This window comes from Pseudoalteromonas denitrificans DSM 6059 (assembly GCF_900112265.1).
Taxonomy (GTDB): Bacteria; Pseudomonadota; Gammaproteobacteria; order Enterobacterales; family Alteromonadaceae; genus Pseudoalteromonas; species Pseudoalteromonas denitrificans.
The window spans coordinates 105,727-123,593 of record NZ_FOLO01000003.1; the positions used below are offsets into that span (position 1 = coordinate 105,727).

General features: G+C 32.2%; 16 protein-coding genes. 15 read left to right on the forward strand and 1 reads right to left on the reverse strand.

Annotation, left to right across the window (positions count from 1 at the left end; translation table 11 throughout):
* Positions 1–9 precede the first annotated feature (9 nt).
* Genes BM088_RS03155 through BM088_RS03190 form a run of 8 tightly spaced genes read left to right on the forward strand, consistent with a single transcriptional unit; the run spans position 10 to position 7,625 of the window.
* A complete protein-coding gene (locus BM088_RS03155) occupies positions 10–1,011 on the forward strand; it encodes an LPP20 family lipoprotein (protein WP_091979849.1) in 1,002 nt (333 codons plus the stop codon).
* Positions 1,008–1,697: a tetratricopeptide repeat protein gene (locus BM088_RS03160; RefSeq protein ID WP_091979851.1), complete on the forward strand. Its 690-nt coding sequence runs from the start codon at positions 1,008–1,010 to the stop codon at positions 1,695–1,697. Before BM088_RS03155 ends, BM088_RS03160 begins: the two co-directional genes overlap by 4 nt.
* Positions 1,672–2,385, forward strand: a complete 714-nt coding sequence (locus BM088_RS03165; protein WP_091979853.1) for a hypothetical protein — start codon at positions 1,672–1,674, stop codon at positions 2,383–2,385. Before BM088_RS03160 ends, BM088_RS03165 begins: the two co-directional genes overlap by 26 nt.
* A complete protein-coding gene (locus tag BM088_RS03170) occupies positions 2,369–3,166 on the forward strand; it encodes an ABC transporter permease (protein ID WP_091979855.1) in 798 nt (265 codons plus the stop codon). The genes BM088_RS03165 and BM088_RS03170 overlap by 17 nt, the downstream gene beginning before the upstream one ends.
* On the forward strand, positions 3,163–3,822 hold the full coding sequence (locus BM088_RS03175) for an ATP-binding cassette domain-containing protein (protein ID WP_091979857.1): 660 nt from the start codon (positions 3,163–3,165) through the stop codon (positions 3,820–3,822). The genes BM088_RS03170 and BM088_RS03175 overlap by 4 nt, the downstream gene beginning before the upstream one ends.
* Positions 3,822–4,829 carry an MlaD family protein gene (locus tag BM088_RS03180; protein WP_177207937.1) on the forward strand — a complete coding sequence of 336 codons (1,008 nt, stop codon included), beginning with the start codon at positions 3,822–3,824 and terminating at the stop codon, positions 4,827–4,829. Before BM088_RS03175 ends, BM088_RS03180 begins: the two co-directional genes overlap by 1 nt.
* Positions 4,810–6,675 (forward strand): right-handed parallel beta-helix repeat-containing protein, encoded by a 1,866-nt coding sequence (locus BM088_RS03185; RefSeq protein ID WP_091979861.1) that lies wholly within the window; start codon positions 4,810–4,812, stop codon positions 6,673–6,675. Before BM088_RS03180 ends, BM088_RS03185 begins: the two co-directional genes overlap by 20 nt.
* Positions 6,672–7,625 carry a hypothetical protein gene (locus BM088_RS03190; RefSeq protein ID WP_091979863.1) on the forward strand — a complete coding sequence of 318 codons (954 nt, stop codon included), beginning with the start codon at positions 6,672–6,674 and terminating at the stop codon, positions 7,623–7,625. The genes BM088_RS03185 and BM088_RS03190 overlap by 4 nt, the downstream gene beginning before the upstream one ends.
* A gap of 46 nt (positions 7,626–7,671) precedes the next feature.
* Here the strand turns inward: BM088_RS03190 and BM088_RS03195 are convergent, their stop codons facing one another.
* Positions 7,672–8,556 (reverse strand): cation diffusion facilitator family transporter, encoded by an 885-nt coding sequence (locus BM088_RS03195; protein ID WP_091979865.1) that lies wholly within the window; start codon positions 8,554–8,556, stop codon positions 7,672–7,674.
* A gap of 156 nt (positions 8,557–8,712) precedes the next feature.
* Here BM088_RS03195 and BM088_RS03200 point away from each other — a divergent pair, with 156 nt between their 5' ends.
* The 7 genes from BM088_RS03200 to BM088_RS03240 all read left to right on the forward strand — a co-directional run bounded on the left by BM088_RS03200 (position 8,713) and on the right by BM088_RS03240 (position 17,851).
* Positions 8,713–9,930: a M24 family metallopeptidase gene (locus BM088_RS03200; protein WP_091979867.1), complete on the forward strand. Its 1,218-nt coding sequence runs from the start codon at positions 8,713–8,715 to the stop codon at positions 9,928–9,930.
* A gap of 251 nt (positions 9,931–10,181) precedes the next feature.
* Complete coding sequence (locus tag BM088_RS03205; RefSeq protein WP_091979869.1) at positions 10,182–11,435, forward strand: tetratricopeptide repeat protein; 1,254 nt, start codon at positions 10,182–10,184, stop codon at positions 11,433–11,435.
* Between the two features lie 47 nt (positions 11,436–11,482).
* A complete protein-coding gene (locus BM088_RS27100) occupies positions 11,483–12,580 on the forward strand; it encodes a hypothetical protein (protein ID WP_177207938.1) in 1,098 nt (365 codons plus the stop codon).
* Between the two features lie 3 nt (positions 12,581–12,583).
* Positions 12,584–13,780, forward strand: coding sequence for a hypothetical protein (locus BM088_RS03225; RefSeq protein WP_218156446.1), 1,197 nt, complete (start codon positions 12,584–12,586; stop codon positions 13,778–13,780).
* Positions 13,781–13,959: 179 nt separating this feature from the next.
* Positions 13,960–15,486 carry a tetratricopeptide repeat protein gene (locus tag BM088_RS03230; RefSeq protein ID WP_091979875.1) on the forward strand — a complete coding sequence of 509 codons (1,527 nt, stop codon included), beginning with the start codon at positions 13,960–13,962 and terminating at the stop codon, positions 15,484–15,486.
* A 4-nt stretch (positions 15,487–15,490) separates the two neighbouring features.
* A complete protein-coding gene (locus BM088_RS03235) occupies positions 15,491–17,566 on the forward strand; it encodes a PEGA domain-containing protein (protein ID WP_177207939.1) in 2,076 nt (691 codons plus the stop codon).
* A 21-nt stretch (positions 17,567–17,587) separates the two neighbouring features.
* The gene (locus tag BM088_RS03240; protein ID WP_091979879.1) at positions 17,588–17,851 is read left to right on the forward strand and encodes a hypothetical protein; all 264 of its coding nucleotides are present in this window, start codon (positions 17,588–17,590) and stop codon (positions 17,849–17,851) included.
* Positions 17,852–17,867: the final 16 nt, after the last annotated feature.

Consider the following 17,867-nt stretch of genomic DNA (forward strand, 5'->3'; position numbering starts at 1 on the left):
GAGTGAGACATGAAATTTTCAATTTTCATTATGATTTTTATTCTTTGTTTAAGTTTTAAAGTGTATGCAGAAGATGTTATTCAGGGAAGTGATACTGGCGGTATAAATTGGACCAAAGGAACGGTATTCGCCAGCGGTTATGGTGTTGCTGGAGATAAAGTGCCAAGTAGAAAAAAAAGACTACTTGCCCGCAGAGCTGCACAAGTTGATGCTTATCGTAACTTAGCTGAAATATTATCGGGTGTTCGGGTAAGCTCCGAAACAACAATTAAAGATTTAGAAGCTCATTCTGACATTATTAAAACTAAATTAAATGCTGTGATTAAAGGTGCTTTGATCACAAAAGACATTTATCAGAACGAAGTTGCACAAATTGTCATTGAAGTAAAAATGGATGGGACTTTAATCGAAACAATTTCAAATAAGAAAAATCAACCTGGAAAAACATCTTATATAAATAATATTTCTTTTTTTATATCTCATTTATTGAGTCCTTCAAATTGGCATACTTTAAACAAAGCTTATGCGAGTGATTTGCCTAATAGTGATAATAGTCTTGATATATCCACTTTTTTAAGAAAATTACAAGAAAAAATTAAAAATGAACCTAAAGAAAGTGCCATCGAATATATAAAAACTAAACTCGACTCTTTTGAAAGTAAACAATCGTATTCTGGGTTATTAGTCGATGCTAAAAATATTTCAGAATTTGAACTGGCCACTATCCCTAAGTTAAGAACAAAAGATGGCAAAGTTATCTACCCAACCACTGAGATGCTAAATAGCGAAGCATTTAAAAAACGCCCCGTATCATATGATTTTAATGTTACTAATGCAGTTGAAAACAAACGCGTTGCCTACTCCCCTTATATAGTAAAAGCAATTGGAACATATAAATCTCGAAACTCAGATCTTGTGGTATCTGATGATGTTGCTTTATTTATTAAATCAAATGCTTATATATCTAAAACCTTAGATAAAGCAAGTGTAATGATAGTTGTTGCTCAATGAAAAAATTACTCGGATTTATTTTTTTAGCGATTAGTTTCAATGCACAATGTTTTGATTCTGTAAAAGTAGCCATCGTTAAAGCTCAAATTAATGTTGAGGCTGGTGAATTTGACAAAGCAAAGGATTACTTAGCAAAAGCGACTCTAGAATATCCAAATAATGATGTTTTATTTGCTTTATATGGCCAAGCATTATACGAAAGTAAACAATTTAAAGAAGCCGAATTAAAATTTAGATATGCACTTCAGATAAACCCCCTAAATAGTGTTGCTAAAAGTTATATTGAAGTTATACGGGAGACAAATACAGCGACGATTAGTGAAAAAGCGAAACAGTTTGAAGATATTTCTTTTGATAAAATTGGTGATTTAATCGCCATGGCATTTGCTTTTTTACTGGCTTCTATCATGAATACTTACCTAATACGTTTTAGTGAATGGCGCTTCGAAAAAAAATCAAAATCATTATTTTTGAAAGGCGATTATGATGATTTTGCCGATTTATTGGAACTGCAAATTGGCAGTAACTCTCTAAAACCTCTACGCCATAGTTTAAGTTTTATGTTACTGCACAAATCTTCTGAAGAAGCGCTCAATATTCTTGAGTTATATGTTAATACAGATGAAAACTTTCAAGTTTTAAAACGGATGATAAAACAAGATGTTAAAAAAAGTAATTTGTCTTAGCATAATATTTATATGCATTGCATGCACTACGCATTCAGATAAAGACATTGAGTCTGACCAGCAAAGTCTTCTTAATGATGCATTACTGCATCACAATGCAGTAATGATAAAAAAATTAAATAGGATTTTTATTGTAAATAAAAATTGGCAACAGTCTTTTAGGGCATACCAATATTTATGTGTATATTCAGATTTACCTCAAAATTGCGATTTAATGTGGGCAACAGCAACTAAAACACACAATAATTCCATTTTATTTAATGCTGCCGCGACTCACTTCAATATAAAACAAACGCCCTATTGGTTAAATAAACTAGAATTTTATGCTTCAACAGATACACAGATTTTGATTATTAAAGTATTAAAAAGTGAATTGTTGAGCGATATTGAAATTGATCAGTTGACTTTTTCAAAAGTACATCATGCACAAGCTTTATATCTAAAAGGCAAATTCAATTCAGATATAGGTGCATTGAATAATGCAGGTTCAGAGTTTATCACATTAAAAAAATGGGAGTCTGTCGGTGACTCATTTGCATTAGCGAGTAAAGTTGCATTGCATTATCAAAAACGATTACTGGCAGAACAATATTATTCAGACGCCCTCATCTATTACGACTTGTTAGCACATAAAAATAAACTCAATGTCATGATTAACTGGGGAGTCAAAAATGGGCTTACTCGGTAAAATTGGACATATATTTCTATCACATGTGTATATGTTGTTAGATTTATTTGGTCTGCTTTCTAAATCCATTATTACGTCTATATCTTTATTTTCAATAAATAAATTTATTATTTTTTGGCAGTTGTTTATTCGCCAGTTATATAATACAGGATTAAAAGCAACTTATATAAATACGATTATTGCAGTGCTTATTGGTATTTTAATGATGTCTTTAACTTTTTCAATTTTAGGAGAAAACATACGTTTTATTGATTATTATGCCAAATTATTTGTGCTTGTCATTATTCGAGAAATTGGGCCTTTGATATCTGGTGTAATTCTTATTGCACGCTCTGCTAATGCTGTCACAGCAGAAATGGGATATTTGAAGCAACATGAACAATTACAAGTATTAAAAGCGCTTAGAATTTCACCTGTATACCTTTTGTTACTACCCGTTTTTTATGCTTTTCCTTTATCTTTATTACTTATGTTTTTTTATTTTGATCTCGTTTGTATTTTCTCCTCTTGGGTCTTGATGTCGTTATTACATACAGAAATTATTTCATTAAATAACTTTTTAAGTATTATCATGCAGCAAATCTCTCTTAATGAAGTCATTATCAGTGCATCAAAAGCATTAATTGGCGGGCTTTTCATTGGTTTAACCTGTATTTATTATGGCGCTTCTGTTGAACCTAAATTTGCAAGTATTTCAAAGTCAATTTCAAGCTCAACAACCAGCCAATTAATACTTTTATTTCTGATTAATATTTTATTATCTGTGATTGCATATAGATGAGTTATTTACTTGAACTTAAGGAAGTCAGTTTAGCTTATGATGATAATTTCATTTTTAAAAACCTTGATTTAACATTAAATGAAAATGAAATTATAACAATTAAAACGGGAGTATTGGATGGTGGTTCTAGTTTATTACAAATTTGTAATAGTAGTTTAAATGTCCAATCAGGAAATATATTTTATAAAGGAGTAAACACAAAAAAACTATCTGACTCGCAACTTTTTAAAACGGTTGGGATGCAACTTGAAAGTGAAGGACTATTATCTATGTATACAGTACTTGAAAATTGTAAGTTGCCTATTAGTTTTCACTCTAAACTTAATAATACGGAAATTGAAAAAAATATTTTTTATATCTCTGCTAAATTTGAGTTTGATTATCTTTTAAATAAATATCCTTATCAGTTAAATGATGTACAGCTAAGGCTTGCAAACCTGTTGAGATTGTTATCATCAAACCCAAAAATTTTTCTTTTGGATGAAATTCAATCGGGAATGTCAGATAAGTTAAGGGCTGGATTATTAGATAAGCTTATAAAACATTTAAAGGAACAAGAAATAAGTTTAATTATGACAATTACTGCTGGAGATATGGATTATTTTGCAGATCAAAAACTTGAAATCAACAATTTACAGTTAAACAGGCATAAATAGTGAGCTTTTCTTTACCGCAATCTTTTAAAAGTAGTCCCCAAGAAAAGTTAGTTGGGCTTTTTATTATCTTTGCATTATCAGCATTTATTTATTTGGGCACACTTAAAGGTGGACTCTCTAACAAAACTTCAAATATTGAATTTATAACAAATGTTAGCCAAAGCTTTGGGATCACTTTGGGGGCGCCAGTAAAACTTGCAGGTGTGAATATTGGTAAAGTATCAAAAATTGAATTACTTACATCTGGGAGAGTCACAATATCAATCAATTTACCTACAAAATATCAGTCACTTTATAAGACTGATAGTTCCTTAAAAATAGACTCCCAACTGGGTTTTGATACTATGCTTATTGGCCAAGGGATGATTTTCTCTCCTGGTACAGGGGAGAGTTTATTAAAAAATGGGGATTTTTTAAAAACGCATGAACCACAATCTTTAGCCGACTTAACAAAAGGCTTCAACATCATTGAATCGTCAAAAAAAATTACTCACATTATAGAAAGTTTAGACAAGCTCACCACATATGTTGCTTCAAAAGATAAAGATATTGACGCTATATTTGACAATTTAATGACGCTTACAAGTTCACTTATCAATACCAATAATCAAATTTCATCAAGTATTCATAATTTAAATTCAAGTCTTAGTTCGTTTGATAATAAATTAAACCCTATATTAACTTTAGTGGAAAACAGACTTATAGATTCAGAGCAAACAATTAACGCCAGTACAAATTTACTTAATGAACTTACTTTATTATCAAAACAAACTAAACCGAGTATAAATAAAGTACCAAAAACGCTAGAGCAACTCAACAATGCACTACTTGAAGTAGAGCTTTTAACCAAACAATTACGTGGTTTGTGGATTTTGGGTGCAAATCCAGTAACTCAAACTAAAAATACAGACGAAATAGCAATTCCATACTATAACAATAAAGAGTCCTTAAAAGACTTATTAAACAAACCCATAAAAGGAGACGTTGGTGAACAAATTAAAAATTAATATTTTATTATCGTTCATTATATTTTTGATGATCTCTGGTTGCTCTGTCAGTAGAAAAGGCACTATTGCGATAACAAAGCCTATACGCACAATTGAAGATATCACGTCGGGTAAGGATGACTCCCTCAATATCGAAGAAATACCAAAGGTTATTGCGATTTCACAGTTAGGAAATAATACATCTGAAAAAGATGCACCTAAGGTTTTACGCGCAATATTGCAAAGCCACTTATCTAATAAAAATTTTCAATTGATCCATTCTAAAGAAGTCGATTTAAAAAACCTGGATAATACGCTAACGCCAATGCAATTAGCACAAGCTTTAGGGGCTGACGCTGTTTTATCAGGAAAAGTCACTGACTATGAAAGTTTTTATGCAGGTATTTATGCCCATATAAAATTAGGCGTAAGTTTAGAGCTTATCTCAAAAGATGGCGACCGTTTATGGCATATAGATAAAACCATTACATCTCGCGCAGGAGGGGTATCAACAAGTCCGTGGGGATTGTTACTCAATGCCGCATTAGCTGCATTACATTTAGAAGATAAAAACTTATTTGCTGCTGCTGATGAACTTGGAAGAGAAATATCCAAGTCAATTCCCGAGCCCCAAGGCTATAACGGTGCGCAACTTCCAAAAATAGATATGGTATTACACGATGGTGCAAATACTTGGTTTAAATATGGTGATGCTATTACATTAGGGATAAAAGGAGATCCCGGACTAAGAGCAATTGTAGAAATTGAGAATTTAGGCAGTTTTGATTTAGTAGAAATAGAACCAGGTATTTATACATCAAAAATTAATGTCGATAAAAGGTGGCAAGGTATAGATCAAGTTGTTACAGGAAAGTTAGTTGATTCAAAAGGACAAATAGCACATAAAATTAGTCCTTTAGGTTTACTTAAGTTTGATAATGAAAAACCTAGTAATGTTGCCAACTTCACAGTTGAATTTGCAACTACAAATGCAATTAAACTGTCTTGGCTTAAAAGTAACGAAAATTTTATGAACTATGAACTTAATTACAAAACAGATACCGGTGAAAATAAAACAACCCTGATAAATAATGCAACTGAGGTAATACTAAAAGGTCCATTTAAAGAGTTTGAACAGCTAAATTTGTCTATTCAGGCTGTAGACATGGCTAAAAATAAAAGTTTTCAAAGTCAAATTCAAACCAATGTATACCCTTTAAAGTTTCGAAAAGTTATCGAGTTAGATAGCCATTTAACAGGGAGCTACGCAGATATATCTGCTTTAACAAAAAATAACAGTCCTTATATTATTAGTGAACATACCCGCTTCTTAGCTTCATCAACTTTACTTATAGAGCCAGGTGTTAAAGTTAAATTTAAAAAAACAGGTAAGTTAGAGATTAATGGTAATGCATATTTTTGGGGGAACAGTTCAAAAAACAAAACTTATACAATTGAATTTTCAAATGAATCAGATAAATCCCCTGCAAAAAATTATCTTGTTTTAAATAGTAAAGGTACAGTTGAAATTTCAGGGCTCACACTTTTTAATCCGGGTATTGGAATTGACATTAAAACGGGTACTCCACAGCTAGATAATGTTCTTTCTAATAATGCTAAGTATTCCGCACTTAATATTACAGGAAATGCGAATGTTGTAATTAAAAATTGTGAGCTTATAGGAAGTTCTACTAGCGCAATTGTTTTATCTGGCAGGTCTCGTTTACAAATTTCAAACTGTGAACTATCTAAAAATAAACCTTTCCATATTCAAAATTCATCAAATTACCCTGTAATAGCAAAAGATGTCATTTTCGATAAATCAGCATCAAGAGATGTTCTTGGAAAAATAGAGGTGAACAAATGAAAAAAACACTATTAGTTACTCTATTGCTTTTTGTTACACATAACTTATTTGCTCAAGAGAGTCACTTCAGAGAATATGTTGGTGCCAGTGGTACGATCGATTGGACAAAAGCAAGCGTTGAAGCCATAGGTTATGGTATCTCACCTGCAGGTAAAAATCCTAAGGTCATGCCACTGCTTGCATGTAGAGCAGCAATTGTTGATGCCCAAAGAAATTTACTTGAATCATTTCAAGGCGTCAGGGTGACTTCAACAACTTTGGTCAGTAATTATGCTTTAACAAGTGATATAGTAAAATCAAGCGTTGAGGGAACGGTTCAAGGTGCAATTATAAAATCTAGAATCAATAGAGCCGATGGTTCTTGTAAGGTAGTTTTACAAGCGCCACTGAAAGGAAAAGTATCAAAATCAATTTATAAAAATTTAAATCAAAAAAATTTATCAACTTTCAACTTTAAAAGTATTTTTTCACATATTATTGGCACTGCATATGCGTCCGATATTGCAGCATCTAGTCTTGAAGATAAGTTAACCATTTTAACAAAGCGTGTTTCAGAGATAGAAACTATACTTGATATGAAACTAGCAAAAGAAGTCATAAGCACTGATAATGCCATAACGGGCATTGTCATTGATGTTCGAGGAAGCCAGTTTATACCATCATTAGACCCTAAAATTAGAAAAAACACGGGGGATATTTTATACCCCGATGAAAAGAGTACAATGGAAATTATTGATAGCGGTCAACTTGTGTCTTTGTTTGCAACAGATGTTTTATTTGCAATGGAACACCCAATTGTTGGAGATACTCCATTATTAATTAAAGCAAACAAAACATGGAAAAATAATAATACTGAAATTACGATAAATGAAAAAGATGCAAAAAAACTTTTATATTTATCGCAAAATAATACATTAAAAAATACGGGCGTGATAATTGTTCTTGACTAGTTTATATCCAGACCTCATATCATTTTTAGGAAATTTAAGTATAAATTCAGTTGCAATTACCCGATTCTATTTGTAATACAGATTGTGTTACTTTAAATTTTTCTTCTAACAGTTTTTCAACCTGATATCGGCAAATTTCATCATGTTTTTCTAATGTACAGCTATGTTTTAACACTATGTGTACACCGATCACGATTTGTCCATTTTCATGTTTAACCGTTAAATTATGCAAATTATTTATATGCTCAATTGTTAATATTGATTTTTCAATTTTTCTAACAGAGGGTAAACCTGTTCCATTTATAAATAACCCGTAGATACATTTGTGAACTAGCTTCAAACCTGTAAATAAAACAAAAATTGAAATTAGCATACTTGATAAAGAATCAACTACAATCCACCCTGTATAATGAATTATAATACTTGTAAAAAAAGTAATAACAGTTGAAAGCAAATCAAAAAAAGTATGTAGAAAAACAGCATATACGTTTACACTATCTTTGCGCCCTTTATATAAAACAAATGCTGATGCAGTATGAAATAAAAAACCAATTGCAGCAATTGACGTCATCAAAAAGGTATTTATTTCTAACTCATTACTATGTTCATGTGCTAATAAACGCTCACTTCCTTGATATAAAATCCAGCAGCTAATCACTAAATATAAAATACCATTAATTAAACCACCCGTTAATTCAGTTTTACGATAGCCATCACTAAAAGTCTTGGCAACTTTAATGGCAATAGCAGATGCTATGAGTGCGATAAATAAAGAACTATTATGAACAAACAGATGCCCAGCATCAGCATATACAGCTAAAGAGTTTGCATATGAAGCACCTATAATTTGAATTACCATAAAACTGCATGTAATGCTCAAAGCAATTAATAAACGTCTTTGTGAAGACTTATGGGTTGTGATATCTGTCATTAAATAATTTTATTATGTTATATAGTCTCAATTGTATCCTTGCAAGCAGTTAAAAGCACTTTAATTTTTAAATATTCGAGATAAAGCTTTCCAAAACTTCTTTTTATTTAGTTGGCATGATATGTTTTACATATTGTATACAAAAAGAGTTTAAAAATGACTATAGGTGTAGGTGGATCTTCCTGTGAAGTTGAGTTAAAAAAATTAAAAGATATGACCAAAAATGTAATTGGTATTAATAAAAATGAGTTTCACTCTCGCATAAAGCAAGCACAAAAACTCATGTTGGAACAAAATATGAGTGCTATATATTTAGACTCTGGAACTAATTTATACTATTTCACTGGCTTAAAATGGTATAAAAGTGAACGTTTAGTTGGCGCTATTTTACCTGCGCAAGGGGAGATTGAATTTATAGCGCCTCACTTCGAAAAAGGGTCATTAAAAGATCATATGGTGATCCAAGGTCATATAAATGGTTGGCATGAACATGAGTGCCCATATAAGTTATTTTCTAAAATATTAAATAAAATGGGCTTAACTTCTGGTCAAGTTGGAATTGATGAATCAGCTGCATTTTTCATTTTTGATGGTTTTAGAAAAGCGGCACCTGAATTTAAATATATCAATGCGTCAACTGTAACAGCGCAATGCCGTCAAATAAAATCTAAGGCTGAAATTGCCTTATTGCAACAGGCAAAAGATATGACGCTTGAAGTGCATAAATCTGCGGCTCGCATTCTATACCCAGGGATCAGCACAACTGAAGTTACAGATTTTATCAATGAAGCGCATAAAAGCGTAGGCGCCACTTCTGGTTCATCGTTTTGTATCGTACTGTTTGGTTTAGCAACTTCATTTCCTCATGGTGTTAAAGACCCACAAGTATTAAAAGAAAATGATTGGGTACTCATAGATACAGGTTGTTTATTACACGGATATAATTCTGATATAACACGAACTTATGCATATGGAGAAGCAACAGATAAACAAAGAGCTGCCTGGCAAGTAGAGAAAGATGCGCAATTGAATGCTTTTGAGGCTGCCAAATTGGGTGCTACATGTGGAGAGGTAGATAGTGCAGCGCGAAAAATCATAGAAGCAAATGATTATGGCCCTGACTATGAACTTCCTGGTTTGCCTCATAGAACAGGACATGGTTGTGGATTAGATATTCATGAATGGCCATACTTAGTAAAAGGAACACACACTAAACTTGCAACAGGAATGGTATTTAGCAATGAACCTATGTTGGTGCTTCCTAATGAGTTTGGAGTTCGCTTAGAAGATCATTTTTACATGGACTCTAAAGGCCCAGTTTGGTTTACGCGACCTTCGCACTCTCTAGATGATCCTTTTGGATTAGAGGCTTAATAGATACTTTAAAAGCACTATTATTTATAGTGCTTTTTCTTTATAAATAGAATCTTAATTAAATTTTAAACATATAATTTTTATCGTCTATACTTAACGTAAATAATTAGACTTTGAAATAATTAATAAATCAAAGTACTGAAATAAAAAAGATAAAGCGTACATATAATCGCTAGCAAATAGAAATACTCTGTCAGGGAACTTACTCAAATAGATTTCGTCCGTCATTGGTGTGATTCTGGAGATTAGTTATGACAAAACCTGAGCAAATGCATACTTTTTTGTTATTTTTAGTGATAACTTTATTTTGCACTATTTCATATAAAGTACAGGCCACAAAAAACCCCTTTAAATCTTCTGAAAATATAGAACAAACTCAAACATTAAAACAACAAATTAAAGCATATGAAAATGCAATTGAAACGATAGAGTCACAAGATGGTGTTTATAGCGATAAATTAGCACAGCAACTTGCAAATTTGGCTGATATTTATCAACGTCAAAACAAACATGACTTAGCAATAGATACTTTCAATCGTTCACTTCACCTCAATAGAATTAATGATGGCTTATATTCTAAAGCACAAATACCCCTACTAAAAAAAATAATAGCGAGTTTAAAAATACAGAAAAAATGGAAAATAATCGATCAAAGGTATAATTATTTATACTGGCTACATAATCGTAATTTTTCTGAAAATGATGAAACCATGGTTGAAGTACTACTTGAAATTGCAGGCTGGAACCTGACTTCTTATGCAAGACGATATTCAAAAAAACCTATTGAAAACTTATATAACTCACATATTTTATACACTAAGGCTTTAAAGATAAGTGAAGAACAATATGGCCAGTTTAATGAACGTAATATACCTATATTAAATAATATAATGATAGCCAACTATTTTTTTGCAACTGCAGATATTATGACATCTGACTTAATAGAACCAAATGAATATGCGGCAACAACTAATTTTCAAAACTTAGTGGCGACCCTCAAACGCAAAAGCTTCTCTTCAGGCAAAGAAAATATTCAAAATGAAATACAAATACTCGAAAATCAGGATGAAATAAATCATTTTCAGATCTCAAATGTCAGATTAAAACTTGCAGACTGGCATTTATTATTTGAGAAGCGTCAAACAGCAATGCGTTTATATAATGATGCCTACCTGTATGCATCAATAAATGATAGCCAAAATATTAACGATTTATTTAATAAACCAATCGCCCTTCCTAACTTACCTAATTTAAAAACTAATACTCGAGAAGGCATAACACATGAAGCCCTAGCGTCTAATACTAAGTTTATTCATGCATCTTTTGATGTCACGAGATATGGACGCGCTAAAAACATACAAGTAATAAATTCTAATATGAAAGAAAGTACAAGATTGAGATCTTTAGCCTTAAGATCATTGAGATTCACAAAATTCAGACCTAAGCTAGTAGGCGGTTTACCAATCAAAACTGAAAAAATGAATCTACATATTTTTCCAGAATAATTATAACGATTAAACTGTCGTATACATGAAACAACCGGAGCAATAAAATGACTTTAATGTCCAAGTACATAATGATGATTTTTGTATTAATGATCTTTACTGGTTGTAAGTCAACAGAACAAAAATCTTCTCCAAGTACCCCATCAAAACCAAGCATGCCATCAAAACCAAGCATGCCATCAAAACCGAGTAATCCATCAGCTTCAAGTAGTCAGTCTCAACCTAAAAATAAAACTGAGCCATCATCACAACAATCAGCGCAACAATCAGCGCAACAATCAGCTCAACAATCAGCTCAACAATCAGCTCAACAATCAGCTCAACAATCAGCTCAACAATCAGCTCAACAATCAGCGCAACAATCAGCGCAACAATCAGCTCAACAATCATCACAACAATCAGCACAACAATCAGCGCAACAATCAGCGCAACAATCAGAAAGTGACTTTGGTGATGAGTCAAGTCAAGTATCTCAAAAAGAAATTGACTTCTCACAAGAAGAAACAACTTCAAGCTCAGAATCAACTTCAAGATCAGAATCAACTTCAAGCTCAGAATCAACTTCAAGCTCAGAATCAAGTTCGGGCTCAGAATCAACTTCGAGCTCAGAGTCAAGTTCGAGCTCAGAATCAAGTTCAAGCTCAGAATCAAGTTCGAGCTCAGAGTCAGAGTTAGAATCAAGCCCAAATTCTGGCGCATTAACCAGAGGAGAAAACATTGCAAAACTAGATGAAAAGCTTAATGATTCTATGAGTGAATATGATGGCATGATATTAAGTGAAAGAGCATATATTCAAAATAAAGGCAACGAAGAAGGAAGTGAAGAAGCCGTGGAAGATGCAAATAATGGCTCCCTTTACGATGATGTACTCAATGGTGAAGTACAAAGTGATAAAGCCACAATAGCAAGTATGCCCTCATCATCTGGTCAAGGGAATATGCCCATACCTAATACTCAAAAAGGTGGCGATTTTAAACATACGGAACAACAAATTTATACACCTCCAGCAGATATACCCAGTGGCCAAGATGATGATGTAGTTGCACGTCAAATCAGGGAAGCAGCATTAAAAGAAGCTGACCCTAATATTAGAGAAAAGCTCTGGCAAGAATACCGTAAATATAAAAATCAAATTAAGGAGTAAAAAATGAATAACATAATGCTTGCTCTTAAGGTTAAACTGAATTTAATTACATCCTTAATATTAATGATATTTTTAATTGGTTGTGCAACAACAGAAGTTAAAACAACAAAAGTCACCCCCGTGATTCTAGAAACAGCTGAAATACCTGAATCTAGTTTATTAGATATAGGCATTCAAGTATTTGACCCAGGTTTGGATAAACTCGAACAACTTGATGATGACGCAATATATTTTCCAGAAATTAGAATTGCTGAAGCAAGCTATTTCCCATATTTACTTATGGAAACATTACAAACTAGCTCTGCTTGGGGAGCTGTAAGGGTTATACCGCAACAACATGATTCGGTAGATGTATTAGTTAAAGGGGAAATAATCCAATCAGATGGCGAGTTACTTACTTTAAAAGTCACAGCAAGTGATGCAACAGGACAACATTGGTTTACTAAAGATTACACACAAAAAGCCAGTCGTTATTCATATGATTCTAAAATGCAATTACTAAAGGAACCGTTTCAAAATATTTATAATCAAATAACCAATGATCTCTATTTTTATCAAAAAAAATTATCAAAAGAAAAATCAGTTAAAATAAGACAAATATCTGAATTGAAATTTGCACAATCATTTTCTCCTAATATGTTTTCAGAACACTTAAAACAAGATAAATCAGGAATTATAACGGTTAATCGCTTACCTGCTGAAGGTGACCCTATGATGGATAGGATCAAACAAATTAGAGAAAGAGATTATTTGTTTGTTGATACATTACAGGAATATTATGGACATTATGTAAAGGGAATGAAAGCGCCCTATCAAACTTGGCGTAGTGAAAGCTATCAAGAAGTGATAGCGATGAGAACAATGCAAAGAAAAGCGACAAATCAAAAGTTAATTGGTGCAGCATCAATTATCGCAGGCATTTTTGCTGCAGGTAATTCCAGCGGTGCAACTCGCGCAGCTGGTGCTATCGCCGTTGCAGGCGGAAGTTATATAATTAAAGATGGTTTTGATCGAGATGCCGAGTCACAAATTCATATTGAAGCATTGCAAGAGCTAGGCGACTCATTAGAAGCTAATTTAGAAACACATGTGATAGAGTTAGAAGATCGAACTGTTACTTTAACGGGCACTGTTGATAATCAGTATCAACAGTGGAGAGAAATTCTTAAAGGCATATATAAAATAAATGTAGCTGAATAAAACACTCTGGCCTGATATTTACAAAATAGAAGATTTTATTTTTACAATATCTTGGTGATCAAATAATTAGATCTATTTTTGATTACCCAGATAAAAATAATGCAAGAGCTTAATTTATCAACTATAAATTAAATATACATAAGGAAAAATATTTAAATATAAATCGATAAGGGGGTTTGATGGCTCATAATGAAATTCAAAATAAAGACAATGCTCCTTCGAAGTCTAATGTTTTAAATTCAGATGTTGTTACAAAAAATACTCAAATAGCCTCTTCTTCTAATCATCATTTTACAATTAATAAATTTTATATTGTTTCTTTTATTGTTTTAGGTTTTATTTTATTTTTTGTCATTTTTTATTTACCACAATCAGTAGTACAACCTAAATTAGAGTCTGACAGTAAAGTCTTTATGGCTAAAGAAATGCGCAAACCCATAGATGAATCTCCATGGCATCAAGCTCAATTAGCAAAACATAGAAAAACGTCTCAACAAATTCTAGCTAATGTACTAGAAAAGCAAAGTCACCTTGAAAATTTACATATTGAGTTATGGGCAAAAAATGAGTTTAAATCTGCATTGGAAATTGCCCAAAAAGGTGATTTGTCATACAGAAGCCAAGAGTTTGATACTGCAATTTCTCTATATACTGAGACTCTTCAAGCACTCATAACGATAGAAAACAAAATCCCTGAAATGTATAAAAAATATCTAGCGATTGGAAACAATGCACTTGATAACAGTAATTCAAGTATTGCGATAGACAATTTAAAAATCGCTATGTATATATTACCAGATAAAATTGAAGCTCAAGAACAATATGACCGGGCACTTGTACTAGATAAAGTTCTCTCTTTTGCTAAAAATGGTAAGGCATTAATGCATGACCAAAAGTTCGAAGCGGCTAAAGATATGTTTACGCAAGCATTATCGCTTGATAAACAGTCACCCATTAATAAGGAATTGTTATCAGAAGTTAATACAAAGATAAAAAATAGAAACTACTCTAAAGCGATGTCTCAGGGGTACATTAATTTAAATAACAAAAAGTATGACCTTGCTGTAAAGTACTTTACCTCAGCAAAAAAAATAAATTCTGAATCAGGTGATCCTCAAAACGCAATAAATCAGGCAAAAAATGAAAAAACGCAATCCAAAATATTAGTTTATTTAAGTCAAGCAAAAAACTTAGAGCTTCAGCAAGCATGGCACACAGCTAATCAAAAATATCAAAATGCATTATCACTTGACCCTTCACTTATTGATGCACGTATTGGGAAAATGCGCACAGCAGCAAAAAACAAACTAAAATTAGAAATGCAAGCAATCATCGAAAACCCAATGCGGTTATCAAACAATAATGTTTACCTTGAAGCAAAATCAACTTATATAAAAGCAACTAAAATAAAAAGCCCTGGTTCCCACCTAAAAAAGCAAATTTCATTAGTTAAATTAGCTTTAAAACAAAGTACTTCAGACATTAAAATACAAATTATGTCAGATGATTTAACAACAATTACCATTTATCAAATTGGTAATATTGGTCACTTTACAAATAAGCAGCTCACATTAAAACCTGGTGAATATACAATAATAGGTTCAAGAAATGGTTATAGAGATGTAAGAAAAATTTTAACGATAAAACCTGGTAGTCAAAATAATGTAATTTCGCTCAAATGTAATGAAAAAATAACCAATGGGTGATAATGTGAATAACGATAAGCAAGCTCATACCTTAACTAAAAAAAGTGTTATTCAACCAGCTACCTTTACACCTTCAAGTGAAACGGTTGATAGCACGAAATATCGTTTTAAACGCAAATATTTTGCATCCTTACTTTTTCTCATGATAAGTTTGATAGCATTAACTTATCTATTTATTGCAAAATCAGTTGTATTTGAAACAATTCCAGAAACAAAAAACTTAGAAGTATCTGGGGGTCTTCATCTGAAATTATCAGATCATTATCTAATGATCCCTGGTGACTATGAGCTTAACAGCACATTCCCTGGGCACTACCCTTTAAAGCAAAACTTCACTGTTAAAGAAAACCAAAATCAAACATTTAGTTACTCATTTAAGAAATTACCTGGAAAACTGCAACTTAGCATAAATCCTAAAATAAAAGTAACTGCTAGCATTGATAACTCTCAAGTTTTGATAAAAAAAGGACTTATTTCTAATATCGAAGCAGGTAACCATACGATTATTATTTCTGCAGATAAATATTTTGATTATGAAGAAAAAGTCAATATAAAAGGCATGGAAACAACACAAGAATTAGCGATTAACTTATCTCCAGCGTGGGCAAAAATCGCATTAAATACGATACCTTCACAAGTCAGTGTATATGAAGGAGAAAAATTAATAGGAGTCACCCCTTTATCAGTTGATCTACTTGAAGGTACACATCAATTAACGTTAAAGAAAATAGGTTATAAAGATAGTAGTAAAGAAATTAATGTAAGAGCTCAAAAAGATAAAAGTATTCCATTAATTAGTCTGACTAAGCTTGCAGGAAAAATACATTTAACATCACATCCTACAGGGGCTAGTGTGACATATGGTGATAATTATTTAGGTAAAACACCATTAAAAGTAAATGTTATTCCAGATAAAAAACAATCATTATTAGTTTTTAAAGATGGTTATTCCCAATTTATACAAATATTATTAATAAAGTCAAATAATACATTTACAAAAAAAATAACGCTTGCTCCGATACTTGGCAAAGTTAATTTTAAAGTATCTCCATCAGATGCACTTATATATATTGATGACAGACTTATGGGCAGAGCAAATCAAACCATTACCCTTGGAGTTAAACAACAAAAAATTACAATCAAAAAAGAAGGGTATGTTAGCTATCAAAATAGTATCTTACCTCACCCTACACTAGCGCAAACGTTTAAAATTAATTTAAGAACGGTTGAGCAAGCAAAATGGGATAATATTAGCCCCGTAATATCAGACCCTTCAGGTGGTAAATTAAAGTTATTTAAACCTAAAAAGACATTTTATGCGGGCGCTTCTAGAAGAGAGCAAGGGCGCAGATCAAATGAAGTCAAAAGAACATTAAATTTATCACGTCCATTTTATTTAGGTTTTACAGAAGTAACCAATAAGCAATTCAAAAAGTTTAAAGCTGAACATTCTTCAGGCCATGTAAAAGGTAAAAGCCTTAATGGCAATTACCAACCTGTTGTGAATATTCCTTGGATCCAAGCTGCACAGTTTTGTAATTGGTTATCAAATAAAGAAAATCTTAAAACTGTTTACAAAATTGAAAATAGTATACTCGTTTCATTCGACTCCCAAGCTAATGGTTATAGACTGCCTACTGAAGCCGAGTGGATTTGGGCAACCCGTTTTATTGATGATCAAATGTTAAAATATTCATGGGGTGATGCGCTTCCACCAATAAAAGGCTCTGGCAATTTTGCGGATGTGTCTGGCGCTGTAATTTTAGGTAATGTTCAACCTAAATATAATGATAAATTTCCAGTTTCAGCTCCAGTTGCATCATTTACTAAAAATGAGAAAGGCATTTTTGATTTATCTGGTAATGTCGCCGAATGGAGTCATGATTTATATGAAATCCAAACAGGTTTGTCCACGAAAACCGAATTTGATCCTATGGGACCATTATCTGGTGATTACCATGTGATAAGAGGTTCCAGTTGGGCGCATGGAACAAGAACAGAGTTAAGGCTTTCATTTAGAGATTATGGCAATGAAAAAAGGCAAGACTTAGGCTTTAGGATTGCTAAATACGCAAATTAATTTCACATTTGGAGTTCTTTTATGAATTTAAAGATTATAACGATAATTTTATTTGTCATATCAACAATAAGTTACGCTGAAACTAAAATACAAGAAGATGAATTAAAACCACAAGCATCAAAAATTAAAAGTGTTATAAAAAAACCGGCTAGAACCTTTAGTTTAACCGCTAAGAATACTGATAAAAAAGAAGCAAAACCTAAAGAGCCTAACTCAAATAGAAAATTCATTCCGACTGAATCAATATCAGAAGATTTATCAGTCTCCTTCCCCGTTGATATTTAAAATATAAAAGGATTAA

Coding starts and splice junctions, on each gene's coding strand:
- BM088_RS03155 (WP_091979849.1), top strand. CDS start 10: ATGAAATTTTCAATTTTCATTATGATTTTTATTCTTTGTTTAAGTTTT.
- BM088_RS03160 (WP_091979851.1), top strand. CDS start 1,008: ATGAAAAAATTACTCGGATTTATTTTTTTAGCGATTAGTTTCAATGCA.
- BM088_RS03165 (WP_091979853.1), top strand. CDS start 1,672: ATGTTAAAAAAAGTAATTTGTCTTAGCATAATATTTATATGCATTGCA.
- BM088_RS03170 (WP_091979855.1), top strand. CDS start 2,369: ATGGGCTTACTCGGTAAAATTGGACATATATTTCTATCACATGTGTAT.
- BM088_RS03175 (WP_091979857.1), top strand. CDS start 3,163: ATGAGTTATTTACTTGAACTTAAGGAAGTCAGTTTAGCTTATGATGAT.
- BM088_RS03190 (WP_091979863.1), top strand. CDS start 6,672: ATGAAAAAAACACTATTAGTTACTCTATTGCTTTTTGTTACACATAAC.
- BM088_RS03195 (WP_091979865.1), bottom strand. CDS start 8,556: ATGACAGATATCACAACCCATAAGTCTTCACAAAGACGTTTATTAATT.
- BM088_RS03200 (WP_091979867.1), top strand. CDS start 8,713: ATGACTATAGGTGTAGGTGGATCTTCCTGTGAAGTTGAGTTAAAAAAA.
- BM088_RS03205 (WP_091979869.1), top strand. CDS start 10,182: ATGACAAAACCTGAGCAAATGCATACTTTTTTGTTATTTTTAGTGATA.
- BM088_RS27100 (WP_177207938.1), top strand. CDS start 11,483: ATGACTTTAATGTCCAAGTACATAATGATGATTTTTGTATTAATGATC.
- BM088_RS03225 (WP_218156446.1), top strand. CDS start 12,584: ATGAATAACATAATGCTTGCTCTTAAGGTTAAACTGAATTTAATTACA.
- BM088_RS03230 (WP_091979875.1), top strand. CDS start 13,960: ATGGCTCATAATGAAATTCAAAATAAAGACAATGCTCCTTCGAAGTCT.
- BM088_RS03240 (WP_091979879.1), top strand. CDS start 17,588: ATGAATTTAAAGATTATAACGATAATTTTATTTGTCATATCAACAATA.